Annotated in this window: 8 protein-coding genes; 4 read left to right on the top strand and 4 right to left on the bottom strand. The window is 59.8% G+C overall.

Annotation, left to right across the window (positions count from 1 at the left end):
- Nucleotides 1–350: 350 nt before the first annotated feature.
- Together WCA10_RS17395 and WCA10_RS17390 are read right to left on the bottom strand one after the other, a co-directional pair.
- Complete coding sequence (locus tag WCA10_RS17395; protein ID WP_472823781.1) at nt 351–2,609, bottom strand: glucoamylase family protein; 2,259 nt, start codon at nt 2,607–2,609, stop codon at nt 351–353.
- A gap of 60 nt (nt 2,610–2,669) precedes the next feature.
- Nucleotides 2,670–4,637, bottom strand: coding sequence for a glycoside hydrolase family 125 protein (locus WCA10_RS17390; protein ID WP_472823780.1), 1,968 nt, complete (start codon nt 4,635–4,637; stop codon nt 2,670–2,672).
- A 353-nt stretch (nt 4,638–4,990) separates the two neighbouring features.
- On the opposite strand from WCA10_RS17390, the gene WCA10_RS17385 reads away from it, so the two are divergent.
- Nucleotides 4,991–8,566, top strand: coding sequence for a TonB-dependent receptor (locus WCA10_RS17385; RefSeq protein WP_472823779.1), 3,576 nt, complete (start codon nt 4,991–4,993; stop codon nt 8,564–8,566).
- Between the two features lie 156 nt (nt 8,567–8,722).
- Complete coding sequence (locus WCA10_RS17380) at nt 8,723–9,949, top strand: tetratricopeptide repeat protein (RefSeq protein ID WP_472823778.1); 1,227 nt, start codon at nt 8,723–8,725, stop codon at nt 9,947–9,949.
- 10 nt (nt 9,950–9,959) lie between these two features.
- Here WCA10_RS17380 and WCA10_RS17375 read toward each other — a convergent pair whose 3' ends face one another.
- On the bottom strand, nt 9,960–11,699 hold the full coding sequence (locus WCA10_RS17375; protein ID WP_472823777.1) for a CRTAC1 family protein: 1,740 nt from the start codon (nt 11,697–11,699) through the stop codon (nt 9,960–9,962).
- A 164-nt stretch (nt 11,700–11,863) separates the two neighbouring features.
- Here WCA10_RS17375 and WCA10_RS17370 point away from each other — a divergent pair, with 164 nt between their 5' ends.
- Complete coding sequence (locus WCA10_RS17370) at nt 11,864–13,384, top strand: GH39 family glycosyl hydrolase (RefSeq protein ID WP_472823776.1); 1,521 nt, start codon at nt 11,864–11,866, stop codon at nt 13,382–13,384.
- Between the two features lie 29 nt (nt 13,385–13,413).
- Nucleotides 13,414–15,843, top strand: a complete 2,430-nt coding sequence (locus tag WCA10_RS17365; protein WP_472823775.1) for a glycoside hydrolase family 3 N-terminal domain-containing protein — start codon at nt 13,414–13,416, stop codon at nt 15,841–15,843.
- Nucleotides 15,844–15,909: 66 nt separating this feature from the next.
- Here WCA10_RS17365 and WCA10_RS17360 read toward each other — a convergent pair whose 3' ends face one another.
- The gene (locus tag WCA10_RS17360) at nt 15,910–16,191 is read right to left on the bottom strand and encodes a hypothetical protein (protein WP_472823774.1); all 282 of its coding nucleotides are present in this window, start codon (nt 16,189–16,191) and stop codon (nt 15,910–15,912) included.
- Nucleotides 16,192–16,305 lie beyond the last annotated feature (114 nt).

Genomic DNA, 16,305 nt, shown 5'->3' with positions numbered 1-16,305 from the left:
CCTCATCGTCTTCCTCCCTAACGCGAAAAACGGCGAGCCTACGCTCGCCGTCTTAAACGTTATAGAAACAAACAATATGACCTCCGATATGACTCCCTCGGAGGCCGTGATGAGCCCTGAACTGAACTAAAACTTTGTTCTGGGGAGTTCAGGATGACGGGGTTCGTGGAGGTGGAAAGAGGGGAAAGAGCGGATCCTTCGCGCACACCGGCTTCGCCATCCCACTGTGCGGAGCCCCAAGCTTGCGGCGCTCAGGATGAAGCAGCGATTATTCGCAATGGAGTCAGAATCGCGTCCGGGTGTCAGCTAGTGCGGCGGTGCGATGACATGCACTGCCGCATCTTTGTTGCTCAGGGTCGGTGTTGCTCGACAGTCGCGTCGTCGAGGTTCTTGAGCATCTCGGTGATTTCGGGGTTGGACATGAAGTTTTTCCAGACGAGTCCGGTGCGGTAGTTTTCGATCATCACGACGATAGGCGCCTGATTCAATCCCATGTAGATGGGTGAGACCCAGTGATCGGTGGGATTGATGGCGTCGCGGAGGCCGTAGACGCCCCACATGGAATCGCCGAGGCCGCGATAGTAGTGCTTGAGTGCGGCCATGGAGGCCTCGGGCGTGTAGGGGAAGGATGCGAGCGCGCCGGTGGGGGTGATGTTGCCGATGTCGTCTCGTTCGTCGGGAGCCTGGGCGGCGTACCCGTGAGGTCCGTCGCTGGCGGTGAGTCCCCAGGCATCAGGGCCGTAGCCGGCGTAATGCTTGGGATCGGCGATGGAGTAGGCGCGGTTGATGAGAGCGATGTTGCGATTGTTTTCGAAGTACGAAGCGGTGAAGCGATCGTGCAGGCTGTGCGGGTCGAAGCCCATGAAGGAGTAGTGGGTGAAGAAAAGCGGGCCTCCGTGGCCAACGCCGACGTCGAGCTTGATGCCGTAGTAGGTGTTGCCGTTCGAGTAGTGATTGCCGTCTTTCTGGCCGGACCAGCCCTCCCGGTAGTGTTGCGCCATCTCCGATTGCGAGGACCAGCCGGAGTAGTACATGGAAGCTGGGACTGCGTGTGTGGGCGAGGCGATGGAGAGCAGGTAGGTGATCATCACCTCGTTGAATCCAATGAGGGGGTGGTGGATTTGAAAGGCCCACTGCGGCGACCAGTGCCAGTAAAGGAAGTCACTCTGCGGCGTCTGGCGATACCAGTCCCATTCGACGGTGTTCCAGAGCTGGGTGATGCGGCGGTAGAGAGATTGCTCGGCGGGGTCGGAGCCATGGAAATACTGGCGGGCGGCGAGCAGGCCCTGCATGAGGAATGAAGTTTCAACCAGGTCGCCTCCGTTGTCGTACATGCCGAAGACGGGCATGGTGTGGCCGGTGTTGCCGTTCATGTAGTGCGACCAGACACCGTGATAACGATCGGCGTGTTCGAGAAAGTTGACGATTCTGGTAAGTCGCTCGACGCCTTGGGCGCGCGCGATGAAGTGGCGATCGACACCGACGATGAGGGACATGATGCCGAAGCCGCTGGCGCCGGTAGCGACGATGCGTTCATCGCCGGGAATGTTTTCGCGGGCCATGCCGGAATGGGGATCGGCGCCTTCCCAGTAGTAGTGGAAGCAGGCGCGCTGCATCATGGTGAGCAGTTCGTCGTCGCTGAGTGCGCGCGTTGAGGCGCCTGCTTCGTTCGATTGCGGGGATTCGCGATAGCTCCAGTCGGCGGCGGTGATTTTGTAGCGGGCTTGAACGCCGCTTTTGCCGAGGAAGTCTTCGTAGCGATGAATGCCGGGGATCTGGATGCCGATGGGGGTGAAGTTTCCGCCGTTTACAGACCGGTAGATAACGTAGCGTGCAAGGTTGGCGGGTTCGACTGCGTTCCATTCGAGTTCGATGTGGCGGTCGTAGCCGGTGGCGTGGAGATCGGTGGGTGCGGGCAGGGATACTCGCGAAGTCGGCTCGTCGGCCACGCGGATCTCATCGACGATGAGGGTGTGGCGGAGGTTGTCGGCGATGCCCTGCGCGAAGGTGAGGCTCTGAATGTACTCGGGGCGAAAGGTGTAGATGGATGCGGATGCAATGTCGGCAAGGGGGATGCGGACTTCGATCCAGCGGGCGGCCGGCACATTGCCGGTGTATTTGCCGAGGTGGAGAGGCGCGCTGAAGCTGGCAGGGAATTCGGCGACCTGCAGGCCTTCGCTCGAAGTGGAGAGCACGAGTTGGGGCATATCGGCGGCGGCAATCGCTTGCGGAGCGTATATCCAGAAATAGAGATTGCGGCCGTCGACGCCGGGGCGACGATTGCGGAAGTCGAGCATGGAAATCTGTGCATTCCAGCCGCCGTTGGGAGCGGACTGCCACTGAAGGCGGATTGCGTTTGGCGGGGTGCGAAACGTCCTGGCCTCGACCGGAAGGCGGCCATCGAGCTGCTCGACGAAACTCTGGCCGTTGGCGTAGGCGTGGCTGAAGTAGTAGGTGTCATGGGTGAGGCTGTTATCGAAGATGACGTGGCGGTAGTAGTCGTCGGCGCGGATTTGTGGAGCGAGCAGGAGTGCGGCCAGAGCGAGGCCGCCCAGCGGAGTTGCAACCATCAGGTTGCATATGAAGGAAAGGCGAGATGTGTTTTTCATAGCTTCTGCACGTATGCGGGTCGATGTGTGGTGGTTGAATCGTTGACGTAAAACTCGAATTCATTTGGGATTGTCAGTACACGACATCTGGCAGATGGCGTGCGCAACATAGCCGGCAGCGGTGGCGAAGGCGCGGCCTGCCTGGTCCATGCGAGCGGTGGCGGGATCGACGCCTTCGGTAATGATGCCGCCGTCCCAGTTGCTGGCGCGGAGAATCTTGAGAGCCTTATCGCGGCCGGCGTTGAGGAGAAGACTGTCGGCGATGCTCCACGAAGTGGTAAAGGGCAGGCGGTAGCTGCCGGGGAGGCCGTAAGGCTGGTCGGCGTAGGAGTACTGGTAGTTGTTGGAGTGAAGCCACTGCCAGGTGCGTACGAAGGTCGGGTCGGATTCGGGAATGACGCCGAGGGCTGGCAGTTTAAAGAGCGAGCCGGGTGGGATTTCAGTGAAGACGAAGTTTTTCCCGTCGGTAGCGGAAGCGAAGATGGGGCCGCCGGCGTTGGGTGCGGAGGAGGAGACACAGTGGGCGAGGATGGCTGCGTGCAGCGCGTCGGCGCGTTTTGTGATTTCCTGCGCGTCGGCGGGATCGTTGAGGCGGTTATAGAGCGCGGCGAAATCGGTGAAAGCGCGCCAGACGAGGGCGTTGTCGTAGGTGATGAAAGGGAGCTTCTGGAATTCATCCTGTGAATCCTGCAGGGAAGAGTAAAGGCCGGTGGCGGAATCGAAGCGGTCGATGAGACGATCGCGGAGCAGGGTGAGTGCGGGCCGATGTTTGGCCAGGAACGCGGTGTCGTTGGTGCGCTTGACGTAGGCGGCGAGGGCGAGGATAGGGGCTGTCGCTTCATCGAGCTGGAAGCCGTCTTCGAGGACAACTCCGTCGATGAAGCGGCTGTGCGTGCCGGTATTGCGAAGCTGCGTGGTGAGCGCGTATTCGAGCGCATCGCGGGCCATGGGGGGATCGATGTCGAGCAGGGCGGGGAAGCTCCAGAGCATGGCGTCGCGGTCCCAGTAGGCAGCGGAGACGTAGTACCGGGGACTGCGCGAAGTGACGCCGACGAGTTGTTCGGTGTCGATGGTGCGGCCCCAGGCGTAGAGCTCGGTGAAGAGGAAGTTGCGGTTCATCAGCAGATCGAGGTCGGGCCGGCCGGTGGTGCGCGTGCGTTTTGAGAGCCATGCGGCGGTTTGGTCGATCATGGCTTCGGCGCCGTCGCGATCAATTTGTTCTCTGAGGGCGCGGGCGTTGTGGGCGGCGCTGAACTCTTCGATTCCAGCGGCGAGGACGAAGATGGATTGGACGGATTCGCCGGGAGCGAGGGTTTTGGTCTGGCTGGCGTCGACGGCGGGCGCCGGCGTAGTGGGAGGCGTGGTGATGTTGGCTTTGGAGCCGGGATGGAGCAGTGTCCAGGCGAAATCGGTGTCGGTGGTGATGTAGCTGAAGACTTCAGCGGGATCGACCCAGGGCGCGGGACCGACGGTGCGTTCACCGCGCAATTCGACGGGCACGTAGGTGACGCGCTCAATGGAGCCGAAGGATGCTTTGAGGCCGAGAGTGATTTCGACAGGAGCAGAGCGGCGATTGGTGAGGGTCATGCGGAGAAATGCAGCGCGGGATTCGGGGGGAGCGCACCAGGTGAGGGTTGCATCGAGGCCGTCGATGGTGAGGTGGGCCGTGGGAATCCAGTAGGCGACGAGGTCCCAGGACGGATTGCGAAAGGCGAGAGGTTTTCCGCCTGCTGCGAAGTAAGGCTGCAGCACGGGACCGCCGTGTTCACCGCTGACTTGAAGCAGGCCGCGGTGGCGCATGGAGAGGACGTTGAAGGTGTGAAGCGAGCCATCGGCGGCGCTGATGTCGGGGAGCGAGATCCATTGATTGCCGGTGGGGAGAACGTCGTCGGGCTGGACTGTGATTGGCGTTCGCGGTGCGGCGGCAAAGGCAGGGACAACTCCCAGGAACGCGCAAAAGAGAATTGCGGATAAGGCGAGTTTTTTACCGGGGAGTCCGTTCGATAAGTGCGGAGTTGCGGGGTTCACGGTGTTTCGCTCTCTTGAGACAGATTAGGTTTGCCATTCCCGCCGACAAGCATACACGCGGGAACTTTCGGGCGGCGGTCAGAGTGCCTGAAGTTTTGAAAAAGACAAATCGGCGGAGGTTGGAATTTGGCCAGGAATTCGACACGTCAGATCGTGCGCAAAAACGAATTAGTTGAGGGTGGAAAGAGCATTGCCGGTCGTGCATTTTGGTGATCCTCATCACAGGAAAAACTTCATTATTGACAGCGATATAGAGACGGTGGTACCTATTTAATCCGTTGCGCAATCGTTTGCGCAACTTAGCCCCTGTTTTGATTGGATGTTTCCCTGTAACTGATTTTCAGGAGATCGTGATGCCAAGAGACGTTGTACTTCGCTCCCCGGTGAGCCGCTGGGAATCCAGAGGTTTTGTGCACATCAGGAAAGGGTGGTGGACGCTGACGGTCCTGCTGCTTGCCCTGTGTGTTTTACCCGTTCAGGCCCAATACAGAGCAAGTTTGCAGGGAACGGTTGCGGACTCCACGGGAGCGATGATTCCTGGAGCGCAGCTTACCCTCACCGATCAGGAAACCAATCACGCAATCACCACCACAAGCGACGCGGCAGGAAACTTCACGTTCAATCAACTTCCGCCAAGCACGTACAACCTGGCTGTGTCCCGCGATGGGTTCAAGACGAAAACTCTGAACGGAGTCCACATCCTGGCGGAGCAGGCGAACTCACTGAACGTGGTGATGGAGATCGGCGGCAAGGCGGAGACGGTGACCGTGAATGCCGCGGATTCGCCTGTGATCGATACTGCAACTGGAAGTGTCGGCGGCACGATCAGCCAGGAAGATTTTGCGAAGATGCCGGACTTCGGGCGCGACCCGCTGCAACTGGCTCAATTAGCTCCCGGCATGTTCGGGGACGGCTCACAGAATGGCGGCGGCGGTGCGCAAGCTCTGCCCGGCAACCAGGGGGATGGTAGCGTGGGCGCAAGCTCGGGTCCGTATCAGACCGAGAACAAGCCGCAGGTCTTCGGCAATGGCGGCCGCAACGATACGAACAGCGTTACGCTTGACGGCGTCGCGATCAGTAGTGTGACGTGGGGTTCGGCCGCAGTCATCACTCCCAATCCCGACACGATCAAGGAAATGAAGGTTGTTGCGAACCCGTATGACGCGGAGTTGGGCCGGTTTAGCGGCGCACAGATCCAGATGATCTCGCAAAACGGCACCAACCAGTTCCACGGGACTGCACTTTTCAAGCTGGATCGTCCCGGTCTGAACGCGTACCAGCGTTACAATCCCGGGGGACCGCACGCAGCACAGCGCGACACAGCCAAGTACAACGAATTCGGCGGTACGGTGGGTGGCCCAATTCTGCACAACCGGGTCTTCTTCTTCTTTGGCTATGACACCATCCGCAATACCGGCACAGTCAATGGCCAGGGATGGTACGACACGGCGAGCCTTGACGGCGAGTCAGCCTCCGGAACCATCGCCAACAAGTTCCTCACCATCAAGGGTGCGCAAGCGGTCTACAGCAAGATTCTGGAAGGCGCCTCAGATGGCCACGATTGCGCCTTTGTGGGCCTCGTCCAGGGTGTGAATTGTAACTGGATCCAGGGGCAGGGGCTCGATCTCGGCAAGCCGCTGACGATTGGCGTTGGCCTTCATGATCCGTCGTATGCAAATCCTGTGACAACGACTGGCGGCACTGTGTACACTCCGGGCCTCGGCGGCGACGGCACTGGGAGCTATGCCACCAACATGGATGGCAATGCCGACATGATGTACATCGAAACGGTGGGTCCGAACAACAATATCAACGTGCAATACAACGGGCGCCTGGACTACCAGATGACGGAGAAGGACCTGATCGCGTACGACATCTACTACGTGCCGGTGAACAACACCAACTACAACGGCCCGCAGCGCGCGTCGAACCTCTTCCACCATAACGCTCTGAACTACTCGACGGGGCTGTTGTACAACCATACGTTCTCTCCAACGCTGCTGAACGAAGCGCGTGCGGACATGGCGGGGTGGAAGTGGAACGAACTGACGGACAACCCGCAATCTCCACTGGGCCTGCCCAACGACTTTATCGTGGAGCAAAACGGCACGAAGTCGTTTTCCAACCAGAATCCGGAACAATTCGGTCCGAGCATCGGCAGTATCTTCGACCAGTGGACGCTCAACTTCAAGGATGTGCTTACCAAGGTGTACAAGAGCCACAACCTGAAGTTTGGCGGCCAGTATACGCGGCTGGCCCAGCTCGATTCCGCGACATGGGCGGCGAGCGAGAACTTCTACTTCAACAACTACTGGGACTTCCTGAACGATGCGCCGACGACCGAGTCTGTTTCGGGCGCCGACCCACTGACAGGCTCACCAACCATGTCGCGCAAGGATGACCGGCAATACATTCCGGCAGTCTTCGCGCAGGACGACTGGAAAGTCCGGCCGAATCTCACCCTCAATCTTGGTCTGCGCTGGGAATACTTCGCGGGCATGACGGAGAAGAACGGCAACAATCCCCGGTTGAATCTTGGGAGTGGATCGAGCAGCTTCACCAACCTGGCGATCGTGTTGAAGCAACCGCAGGTCGATGCGCAAAAGAGCAACTTCGGTCCGGAGGTCGGCTTTGCCTGGAGCCCGATTCGGGATGAAGGCAAACTGGTGCTGCGGGGAGGCTTCGGCTTGAGCTTCAACGGGCTGGAAGAGGCGATCACGACAAATACGCGCTTCGATCCCCCGTTCCTGACGAACAGCAATACTCTGACGGGCAACGAGATCGTTTACGGCACCGCGGCCAATATCTATCAGTACGGTGCGTTACCGCCGAATCCTCTGCTGAAGTCAGGCTTCAACTCGGCCAACCTGCCGACAGGCGGCGTTGCGCTTGGCATAACCGGAATCGATCCCAAATTGAAGACGAGCTACGTCTACCGTTATTCACTCGAGGCACAGTATGACCTCGGCCACGATTGGGTAGCGACGCTGGGTTACACCGGCAGTTCGGGTCGTCACTTGCCCCTGCAGTACAACCTGTACGACAAGTACGCAGCGCAGATTCTCTCCGGGCAGATGGCCTTCAATCCCGCTGTGAACTCGATCGACTGGTATGAAGACACGGGTACGTCGAGCTTCAATTCGATGCTGGCCGAAGTGCGTCATCAATTCGCCCACACGTTTGAAGCCGATTTACAGTATCGCTGGGCACACTCGCTGGATGCAGGGTCCGGCCCGTACACTGAATCGGATTACCAGTTCCTGCCAGGCTACAATTGGGGATCGTCGGACTTCGATTCGCGGAACATGATCAAGATGTTCGCGGTTTGGACTCCGCTGCTCTTCCATGGCAACAGCATGTTGGAGAAGGTGGCGGGCGGGTGGACGTTCAGCCCGATCTTCAACTACCACTCGGGCTTCCCGTATAACCCGACCTATGGTGGGATTTCGTGCAACGCGTTCTATCCCAACAACGGCGATTGCAGTCTGCGTCCGGCGACCTACAACAATAGCGCCAACAACAGCCAGTCCACGGATTCATTCAAGACGGCTGCCGGCCACTACCCGAACGGCGGCACGAGTTACTTTTCGGCGCCAGCTGTCGTGAACAATACGCAGCCCGGGTGGAGCACGACATCCACGGTTCCAACGCCCACGGCGCTTCCGGGCGTCCCGGGACTTGGCCGCAATGCGTTCATCGGGCCGCGCTACTCCGATCTGGACCTGGCAGCGACGAAGGCCTTCGGGTTGCCGACGATGAAGATCCTGGGCGAGGGCGCTCGCATCGAAATCCGCGCCAACGCATTCAACCTCTTCAACAAGGTGAACCTGGCAAGCGTTGACGCTAACATTCCGGATTCGACCTTTGGGCGCGCCAACAGCGCACTTGGTTCGAGGACGATTGAAGGCGAATTCCACTTCAAGTTCTGATTCTGGCCTCTCCATTTTCTCCCCGCTCTTACCGGGCGGGGAGATTTGAAACCTGAAGCCGTCGACGATGCGCCGCAGTTTCGGACGCTTGGCGGCGGCTCCTTTTTCAGGTTGCCATCAGCGACTTTCAGAATTGATATTGGCTACCGAGGTTAGATGCGGGGATCGGGCTCAGCTCGTGCAGCACGGGCGATTGTTGCAGCGGCAGCATTCCTGATCGCCACAATCTTCGCGTTTGAGTGCAATCGCGTGCACGCGCAATCCAGCGCATCGTCTGCGGATGCTTCCAGAACAGGATCGAAGACATTTCAAGCGGTGGCCAAGAGCGCCGATGAAGCCCGCGACGCAGGACGCCTCGACGTGGCGACCAAACTCTATCGCCGAGGGCTGGCGCTCAATTCGAGGTGGGCTGAAGGTTGGTGGTCGCTGGGAACGCTCTACTACGACGGCGACCGGTACGCCGAGGCGGATATCGCATTCGGAAAAGTTGTGGCACTCGATCCCAAGCAGGGAACGGCGCGCGCAATGCTGGGGCTATGCGAGTTTGAGCTGGGGCAGCCGGAGCGCGCGTTGAAGGATATCGAGGCAAGCAAGACGCTCGGAGTGCTCGAAGACAAGCAGTTGCGGGATGTTGTGATGTTTCACGATGGCGTGCTGCTGCAGAGGGCCGGACAGTTTGAGGCGGCTAAGGCTGCGCTTACGTTTTTGTGCCTGAATGGCGTGCGCAGCGGCGAATTGGCGGGAACGTTCGGTATGGTTGCGCTGCGCATGCGCGATGCTGCACCGCCCGATCCGGGCACGGAAGCGGGCCAGGTGGTGCAGCACATTGGCCGCGGCGCCTGCCTGAGCGGAGCCAAGGACTACGAGGCGGCGAAAACGGAATTCGAACAGGTGATCGCGCGAACGCCGCATTACCCGCTGGTGCACTATGCGTTTGGTTGCGAACTGGTGGATGCGCGCGACATTCCCGGAGCGATCAAGGAGTTCGAAGCGGAGATAGCGGAACAGCCAAAGAGCGTGCTGCCGCGGCTGCACATCGCGGTGGCGGAGTACAAGGTGGATTCCGCGGCAGGGCTCAAGTATGCGGAGGAGGCGGTACAACTGGAGCCGAATCTGCCGCTGGCGCACTACCTGTTCGGGCTGCTGCTGCTGGATACGGGCGCGTACGAACGGGCCGTGCCGGAGTTGGAGATTGCGCGCAAGGCGTTCCCGCATGAAGGGAGAATCGACCTCTCGCTGGCAACGGCATACGCGCACGCGGGTCGAACGCAGGACGCAGCGCGAGCGCGTGAAGAGTTTGCGCGCAAGAAGCAGGCGGAACAGAAGGCGGCCGAAGGTACGGTGGAGATTACAGACGCGATGGATGCGAGATCGAAGCAGTGAAATGAGAATGCTAAGACTTCGGCTCTTCGATCGTGAGGATCTGGTCCGCAGCGACGCTGGCGAGTCGCTGAACGGCGCGGCTGGGCCAGGTGATTTGGATTTCCTTGACGATGGTATTCGAGCCGAGGCCGAAGTGGACGCGTGGATCGCTGGAGCAGGCGTAGCCGACGGCGGTTGTCGCATCGTTCCACTGCGAGTGGCCGTCAGGCGTGGTGATCTTGATCTGCGCGCCAAGACCCATGCGGTTGCTGCGGGCGCCTACGAGGCGCAGGAGAAGCCAGTGCTGACCGGATGCGCCAATATTGCGGAAGAGCTTAATGGGCTCGTTGAGGCTGGAGACGACGGCATCGATGCGGCCGGTGTTGAAGATGTCGCCGAAGGCCGCTCCGCGATGGGCGCCGGGAATCTGGAAGCTGGGACCGGCGTCGGAACTGGCGTCTTGAAATTTGCCGTTGCCGAGATTGCGAAAGACGGAGTTGGGTTCGGGGTAGGCCTGGGCGGGGATGGCCTGCTGGATGTTGTCCATGACGTTGGCGCGGGCGACAAAGAGATCTTTCCAGCCGTCGTTGTCGAAGTCGAAAACGCCGGCGCTCCAGCCGGTCATGCGGTTGGTGAGCGGGCCGAGGCCGCTGGCAACGTTGGCATCGACGAAGATGCCGCCGCCCTGGTTGATGTAGAGTGGGAAGCCTTCGTGCTCGACGGCAGTGTGCCAGATGTCGGGAAGGCCGTCGTTGTTGATGTCGACGAAGTCAGCGCCCATGCCGGAGAGAGCGTTGCCGTCGGGCGAGTAGGCGACGCCGGCAGACACCGCGATTTCTTCGAACTTCTTTCCCCCAACATTGCGGAAAAGGAAGTTGGGCATGGTGTCGTTGGTGACGAATGCGGAGAGAAAGCCGTTGCCGTCGATGTCGGCGAAGGTCACGCTCATGCCCTTGCCGAAGGAGGCGTCGATGCCGGTTTCATGCGAAACATCAGTGAACGAGCCGTCACCGTTATTGCGATAGAGCGTGTTGTGGAGCGGCAGGTAGAGATTGGGATGGCAGTAGGCGCGCAGGCCTTCCTTGAGCGCGCAGTAGGGGTCCTTGTTGACCTCCCAGTGACAGTAGTTGACGACAAAGAGATCGAGCAGCCCGTCGTTGTTGTAGTCGAACCAGCCGGCGCCGACCGACCACATCTTTTTGCCATGAGCGTGCTCCCCGGCTACGCCGGCTTTCGTCGTGACGTCGGTAAACGTGCCGTCGCCGTTGTTGTGGAAGAGCTGGTTGCCTGTGACGTTGGCGAGGAAAATGTCGGCGTTACCGTCGTTGTCGTAGTCGCCAATGGCGACGCCCATGCCGTAGCCCGCGCCGGCTACACCCGCTTTTTCGGTCACGTCGGTGAAGGTGCCGTCGTGGTTGTTGCGGAAGAGGCGATTCCAGTAGGAGGGCGAAGTTTTCGTGAGCGACGGAATCTCGGCGCCGTTGACGCAGTAGATGTCGAGGAATCCGTCGTTGTTGTAGTCGAACAGTGCGATGCCGGCAACCATGGTTTCCGGTTGATTTTTGTTGGGTGTGGCGCAGTTGCGGGTGACGAAATGAAGACCGGCCTGTTGCGCAATCTCCTCGAAGCGGATGCCGAGGAAAGCAGGCGATGCCGCCGCCTGCGCCGGGAGAGACGAGAGGCGATGCGGCACAAGTGCGGAGGCGGTGACGGCGCCAATGGCCTGGATGAGGCGGCGGCGTTGAAGACTCGAGATCGGATTATCGGCCATGCGCAGGTGCGGGACTGCTGGGTGATGACGAAGTCAACATGCTCGCGGCGAGAGAGCAGTCTCCGATGCATACGGTGCAGCCGGACGGCTCGATCACAGACACCCCACTACTGTTATAGAACGATCGCGTGCGGAATCCCAGATGGAAAGAAAGAGAAGAGGGGATGACGATTAAAAGCCTGGCTGTATTTTTAGGATTGATGGTGGCGGCGGCCTGCTTGCCGGCAGGCGCGCAGTCGGTTTCGCAGCAGGTGACGATTGAGGCGAGAGCGGCAGGCCATCCGTTTCCGCACTTCTGGGAGCAGACGTTTGGTTCGGGACGCGCGATTCTAGCGCTGCGTGATAACTATCGCAAGGATCTGGCGGATGTGCATGACGAAATCGGAATGCGGTATGTACGATTTCACGCCATACTGCATGACGAAGTTGGGGTTTACGACGAGGACGATGCGGGGAATCCTGTCTACAACTTCACCTATGTCGACCAGATTTACGATGGGCTGCTGGAGCGCGGGGTAAGGCCGTTTGTAGAAATCAGCTTTATGCCGCGCAAGCTGGCATCGAATCCAAAGGCAATTCACCCGTTCTGGTACAAGCAGAACGTTTCGCCGCCCAAGGACTATGGCAGGTGGGATGCGCTGATGCGCGCATTTGCGCAGCATCTTGTGGCTCGGTATGGGATCGACGAGGTGGCGCAGTGGTACTTCGAAGTGTGGAACGAGCCGAATATCGATTTCTGGGCGGGCGACCCGAAGCAGGTTACGTATTTCGAGTTGTATGACCACACGGCGCGAGCGCTGAAGGCAGTGAATCCACGGCTTCGCGTGGGTGGACCGGCAACGGCGGCGGCCCATTGGGTGCCGGAGTTTCTGAAGCATGCGAGCGAACAGCATGTGCCGGTGGACTTCGTTTCGACACATGGATATGCGGATGATTCGGTCGAGGATATGTTCGGCACGCACGAAGACATTCCGATGCGCGACCGGGTGTGCCGGGCGATTGCGAAGGTGCACGGAGAGATCGGGGCATCGGCATCTCCGAAACTTCCACTGATGTGGACGGAATGGAATGTGCCTTCCTATGGGGAGTTGAATGCGCGCGACAACTGGTATGTGGGTCCGGCGCTGGCGCGCGACATCATCCAGTGCGACGGGCTGGTGACGATGATGTCGTATTGGACATTTGACGATGTTTTCGAAGAGAGCGGCGTGAAGACAACGCCGTTCGATGGCGGATTCGGCTTGATTGCACCGGGACGGATCAAGAAGCCAAGCTTTTACGATTTCGCGCTTCTGCATCGGCTTGGGGATGTGCGGCTCGCAAACGCCGCGGACAACCTGCTGGTGACGAGACGCGCGGATGGGACGCTCGTGGTTGCGGCCTGGAACCTGGTGGATATGGACAAGCTGGCGCAGGGATCAACGCTGACGCTTCACCTGCATTTCAAGGGCGTGTCGTCGCCGGCCGAGGTTTCAATTGCGCGTGTGGACGAGGAACACGGGAACCCGATGACGCTGTACAGGGCAATGGGAAGCCCGCGATATCCAACGTTGAAGCAGGTTACCGCGTTGAATGAGGCTTCGGCATTGCCGGCGCCGGAGAAGACGACGCTGACTGATGGACAGATGGATTTGACGTTGCCGGTGAACGGGCTGGCGCTGATTGAAATTAGGGATTCACACTGAAGCACTTTGACGAGGAGCCGCAAGACACGATGAAAAACCCAGAGAAAACAAAGAGATTCCGGCAATGGAAGGGCGCCAGAGCGAATTCACCGGCAGTGTGCGGCGTGTTTGCATTGGCCTTCGCACTTTTGGTCTGTGCGGCATTTGGCCAGGAGCGCGTCGCTGCGGCGGGACATGCCCCGCCATCGAATGCGCAACTGGCTTCGCCTGCGATTGAGAGGCGAGTGGATGCGCTTTTGAAGCAGATGACGCTGGAAGAGAAGCTGGGGCAACTGGTGCAGTACAGCGACAGCGGTTATGACGGTGAGGCACAGACGGCGGCAGAGTCGGCTGCCGCGCCGGGGAAAAATCCTTCGCCACACGACAAGGTGGATGCCATGGACCTGGTGTCGACAGGGCGACTGGGGTCGATGTTGAACACAGTGGGACAGGCGCGCACAAACGCATTGCAGCACGCGGCGGTGGAGAAGAGCAGGCTGCATATCCCGCTGATGTTTGGCGCGGACATCATTCATGGGTACAAGACGGTGTATCCGATTCCGCTTGGTCTCGCGGCGACGTTTGATCCGGAGCTGGTGACGGCACTTGCGCATATTTCGGCATCGGAAGCGCGGACCGGCGGGGTGGACTGGTTTTATTCGCCGATGGTGGATATTTCGCGCGATCCGCGGTGGGGGAGGACGCAGGAAGGCGCGGGCGAAGATGCCTATCTGGGAGCAGCCATGGCGCGGGCGTATATCCGCGGTTACCAGGGCGACGATCTATCCTCGCCGACCAGCGTGGCGGCGTGCGTGAAGCACTTTGCGGCGTACGGTGCGGCGGAAGCCGGGCGGGAATACAACACAACCGATATGTCGGAGAGCCGATTGCAGCAGGACTATCTTCCTCCGTACAAGGCTGCGGTGGAGGCGGGCGCTGCGACGATCATGAGTGCGTTCAATGCGCTCAATGGGGTTCCAGCATCGGCGAACCGATACCTGCTGCAGAATATATTGCGTGATCGCTGGGGATTCAATGGGTTTGTGGTGAGCGATTACACGGCGGTGATGGAGTTGCGGAATCATGGCATTGCGCTGGATGCGGCAACGGCTGCGCGCAAAGCGATTACGGCGGGAGTGGACATCGACATGATGTCGCACTACTACGATGCGGAGCTGCCGGTCCTGGTCAAGTCGGGACAGGTTCCGATAAGTGTTGTGGATGAGGCAGTGCGGCGCGTGCTGCGCGTCAAGTTCGCGATGGGACTGTTCGAACATCCGTATGCGGAGGGGAAGGAAGTTACCTCAGCGGTCGCAGAGCACAGGCCGCTGGTGAGAAAAGCTGCCGAAGAAGCGATCGTGCTGTTGCAGAACAGGGCGATCGAAGGCGGATTGCCGCTGCTGCCTTTGGCGGAGAGTGTGAAGAAAATTGCGCTGATAGGGCCGCTTGCCGATAACAGCACGGAGATGACGGGATCGTGGGGCGGCGGCCGACGCGATCCGGATGTTGTTACGGTGAAAGACGCGCTGGAGGCACGGGCACGTCAGACGGGCGGATCGGTCACGTATGCGAAGGGCACCGAGATTCTGGGCGATTCCGAGGCAGGGTTTGCCGGGGCAGTGGAGGCGGCGAAGGAAGCGGATGTAGCTGTGCTGGCGCTGGGTGAATCGAGCGAGATGAGCGGCGAAGCGGGATCACGCGCGCATTTGAATTTGCCGGGCAACCAGGAGAAGCTTCTGGAGGCCGTGGCGGCAACGGGACGGCCGATTGTTCTGCTGGTTTTTTCAGGCCGTCCGCTGGTGCTTGACTGGGCGGCACAGCATGTTCCGGCAATCATGGAAGCGTGGTTTCCGGGCACAGAGGCGGGAAACGCGATTGCCGATTTGTTGTATGGGGATGCGGCGCCGAGCGGAAAACTTCCGATGAGTTTTCCGCGTGCTGTGGGGCAGGAACCGCTCTATTACAATCACTTTCCGACGGGGCGCCCTCCAGTGGGGCTTGATCTTTCGCAGCCGCCGGGCGGGGACTCGCGTTTCTTCTCGCGGTACATTGACGTTCCGAACGATGCGCTGTTTCCGTTTGGGTACGGGCTGAGCTACACGCAGTATGCGTATTCGGATGTTGCGGTTTCGCGCGGATCGGTGCCGTATGCAGAGGCCGCCCGGAGCGGAATGCGCGATCTTGTGACGGTAACGGCGACGGTTCGCAACACCGGGAACCGTGCTGGTACCGAAGTGGTGCAGTGCTATGTGCGCAACCTGGGGGCAAGCCTGGAGGAGCCGGTGCGCAGTCTGGAAGGATTTGAGAGGGTAACGCTGAAGCCGGGCGGGTCAAGGCAGGTGAGGTTCAAACTGGGGTTTCCGGAGCTGTCTTTTTATAACAATGCGGGAGAGGCAGTAATCGAGAAGACGGACTATACGGTGTGGGTCGGGGGAAGTTCGCTGGCAACGGAGCATGCGGAGTTTCGCATTGTTCCGTAGTTGAAGACGGCGCCGGGCAGCGCCGACCGACGGTGAGTGCGCGATGATCCAGCCGCGGTCAGACGCCTAGTCGATGAAATAGCCGATGTCGGTGAGGACGGTGTCGTTCAGATCGACGCCCAGCAGCTTGGCGCCGAAGGGGGTTCCGAGGTCCTTTTCGAAGTTCTGCAGGACATAGGCGGGCAGATCGGTTTGCCGCCGGAGCAACCGCAACAGGGCTGCGCTATCGGTTGGACACTCGTAGTCGCCTGGCAATCCGCAAGCTGGGCGGATGGTCAGCGAAAGGGGAATCGTTCCAGGGCCTGGCTGGAAATGGTCGACGGGCCGGGTAATAAGATTCACTCGCATGCGGGAATAGTGACACCGGTCTGTGGAAGGCTCAATGGTACCGATGGGTCATTGGCGAGACCAATCGGGGGAAACGGCCGAATCGTTGAAATTCGACCGTTACGAAAGAATGCA

The organism is Occallatibacter sp. (assembly GCF_049582745.1).
Taxonomy (GTDB): Bacteria; Acidobacteriota; Terriglobia; order Terriglobales; family Acidobacteriaceae; genus Telmatobacter.
This window is presented reverse-complemented; position numbering and strand designations above follow the sequence as displayed.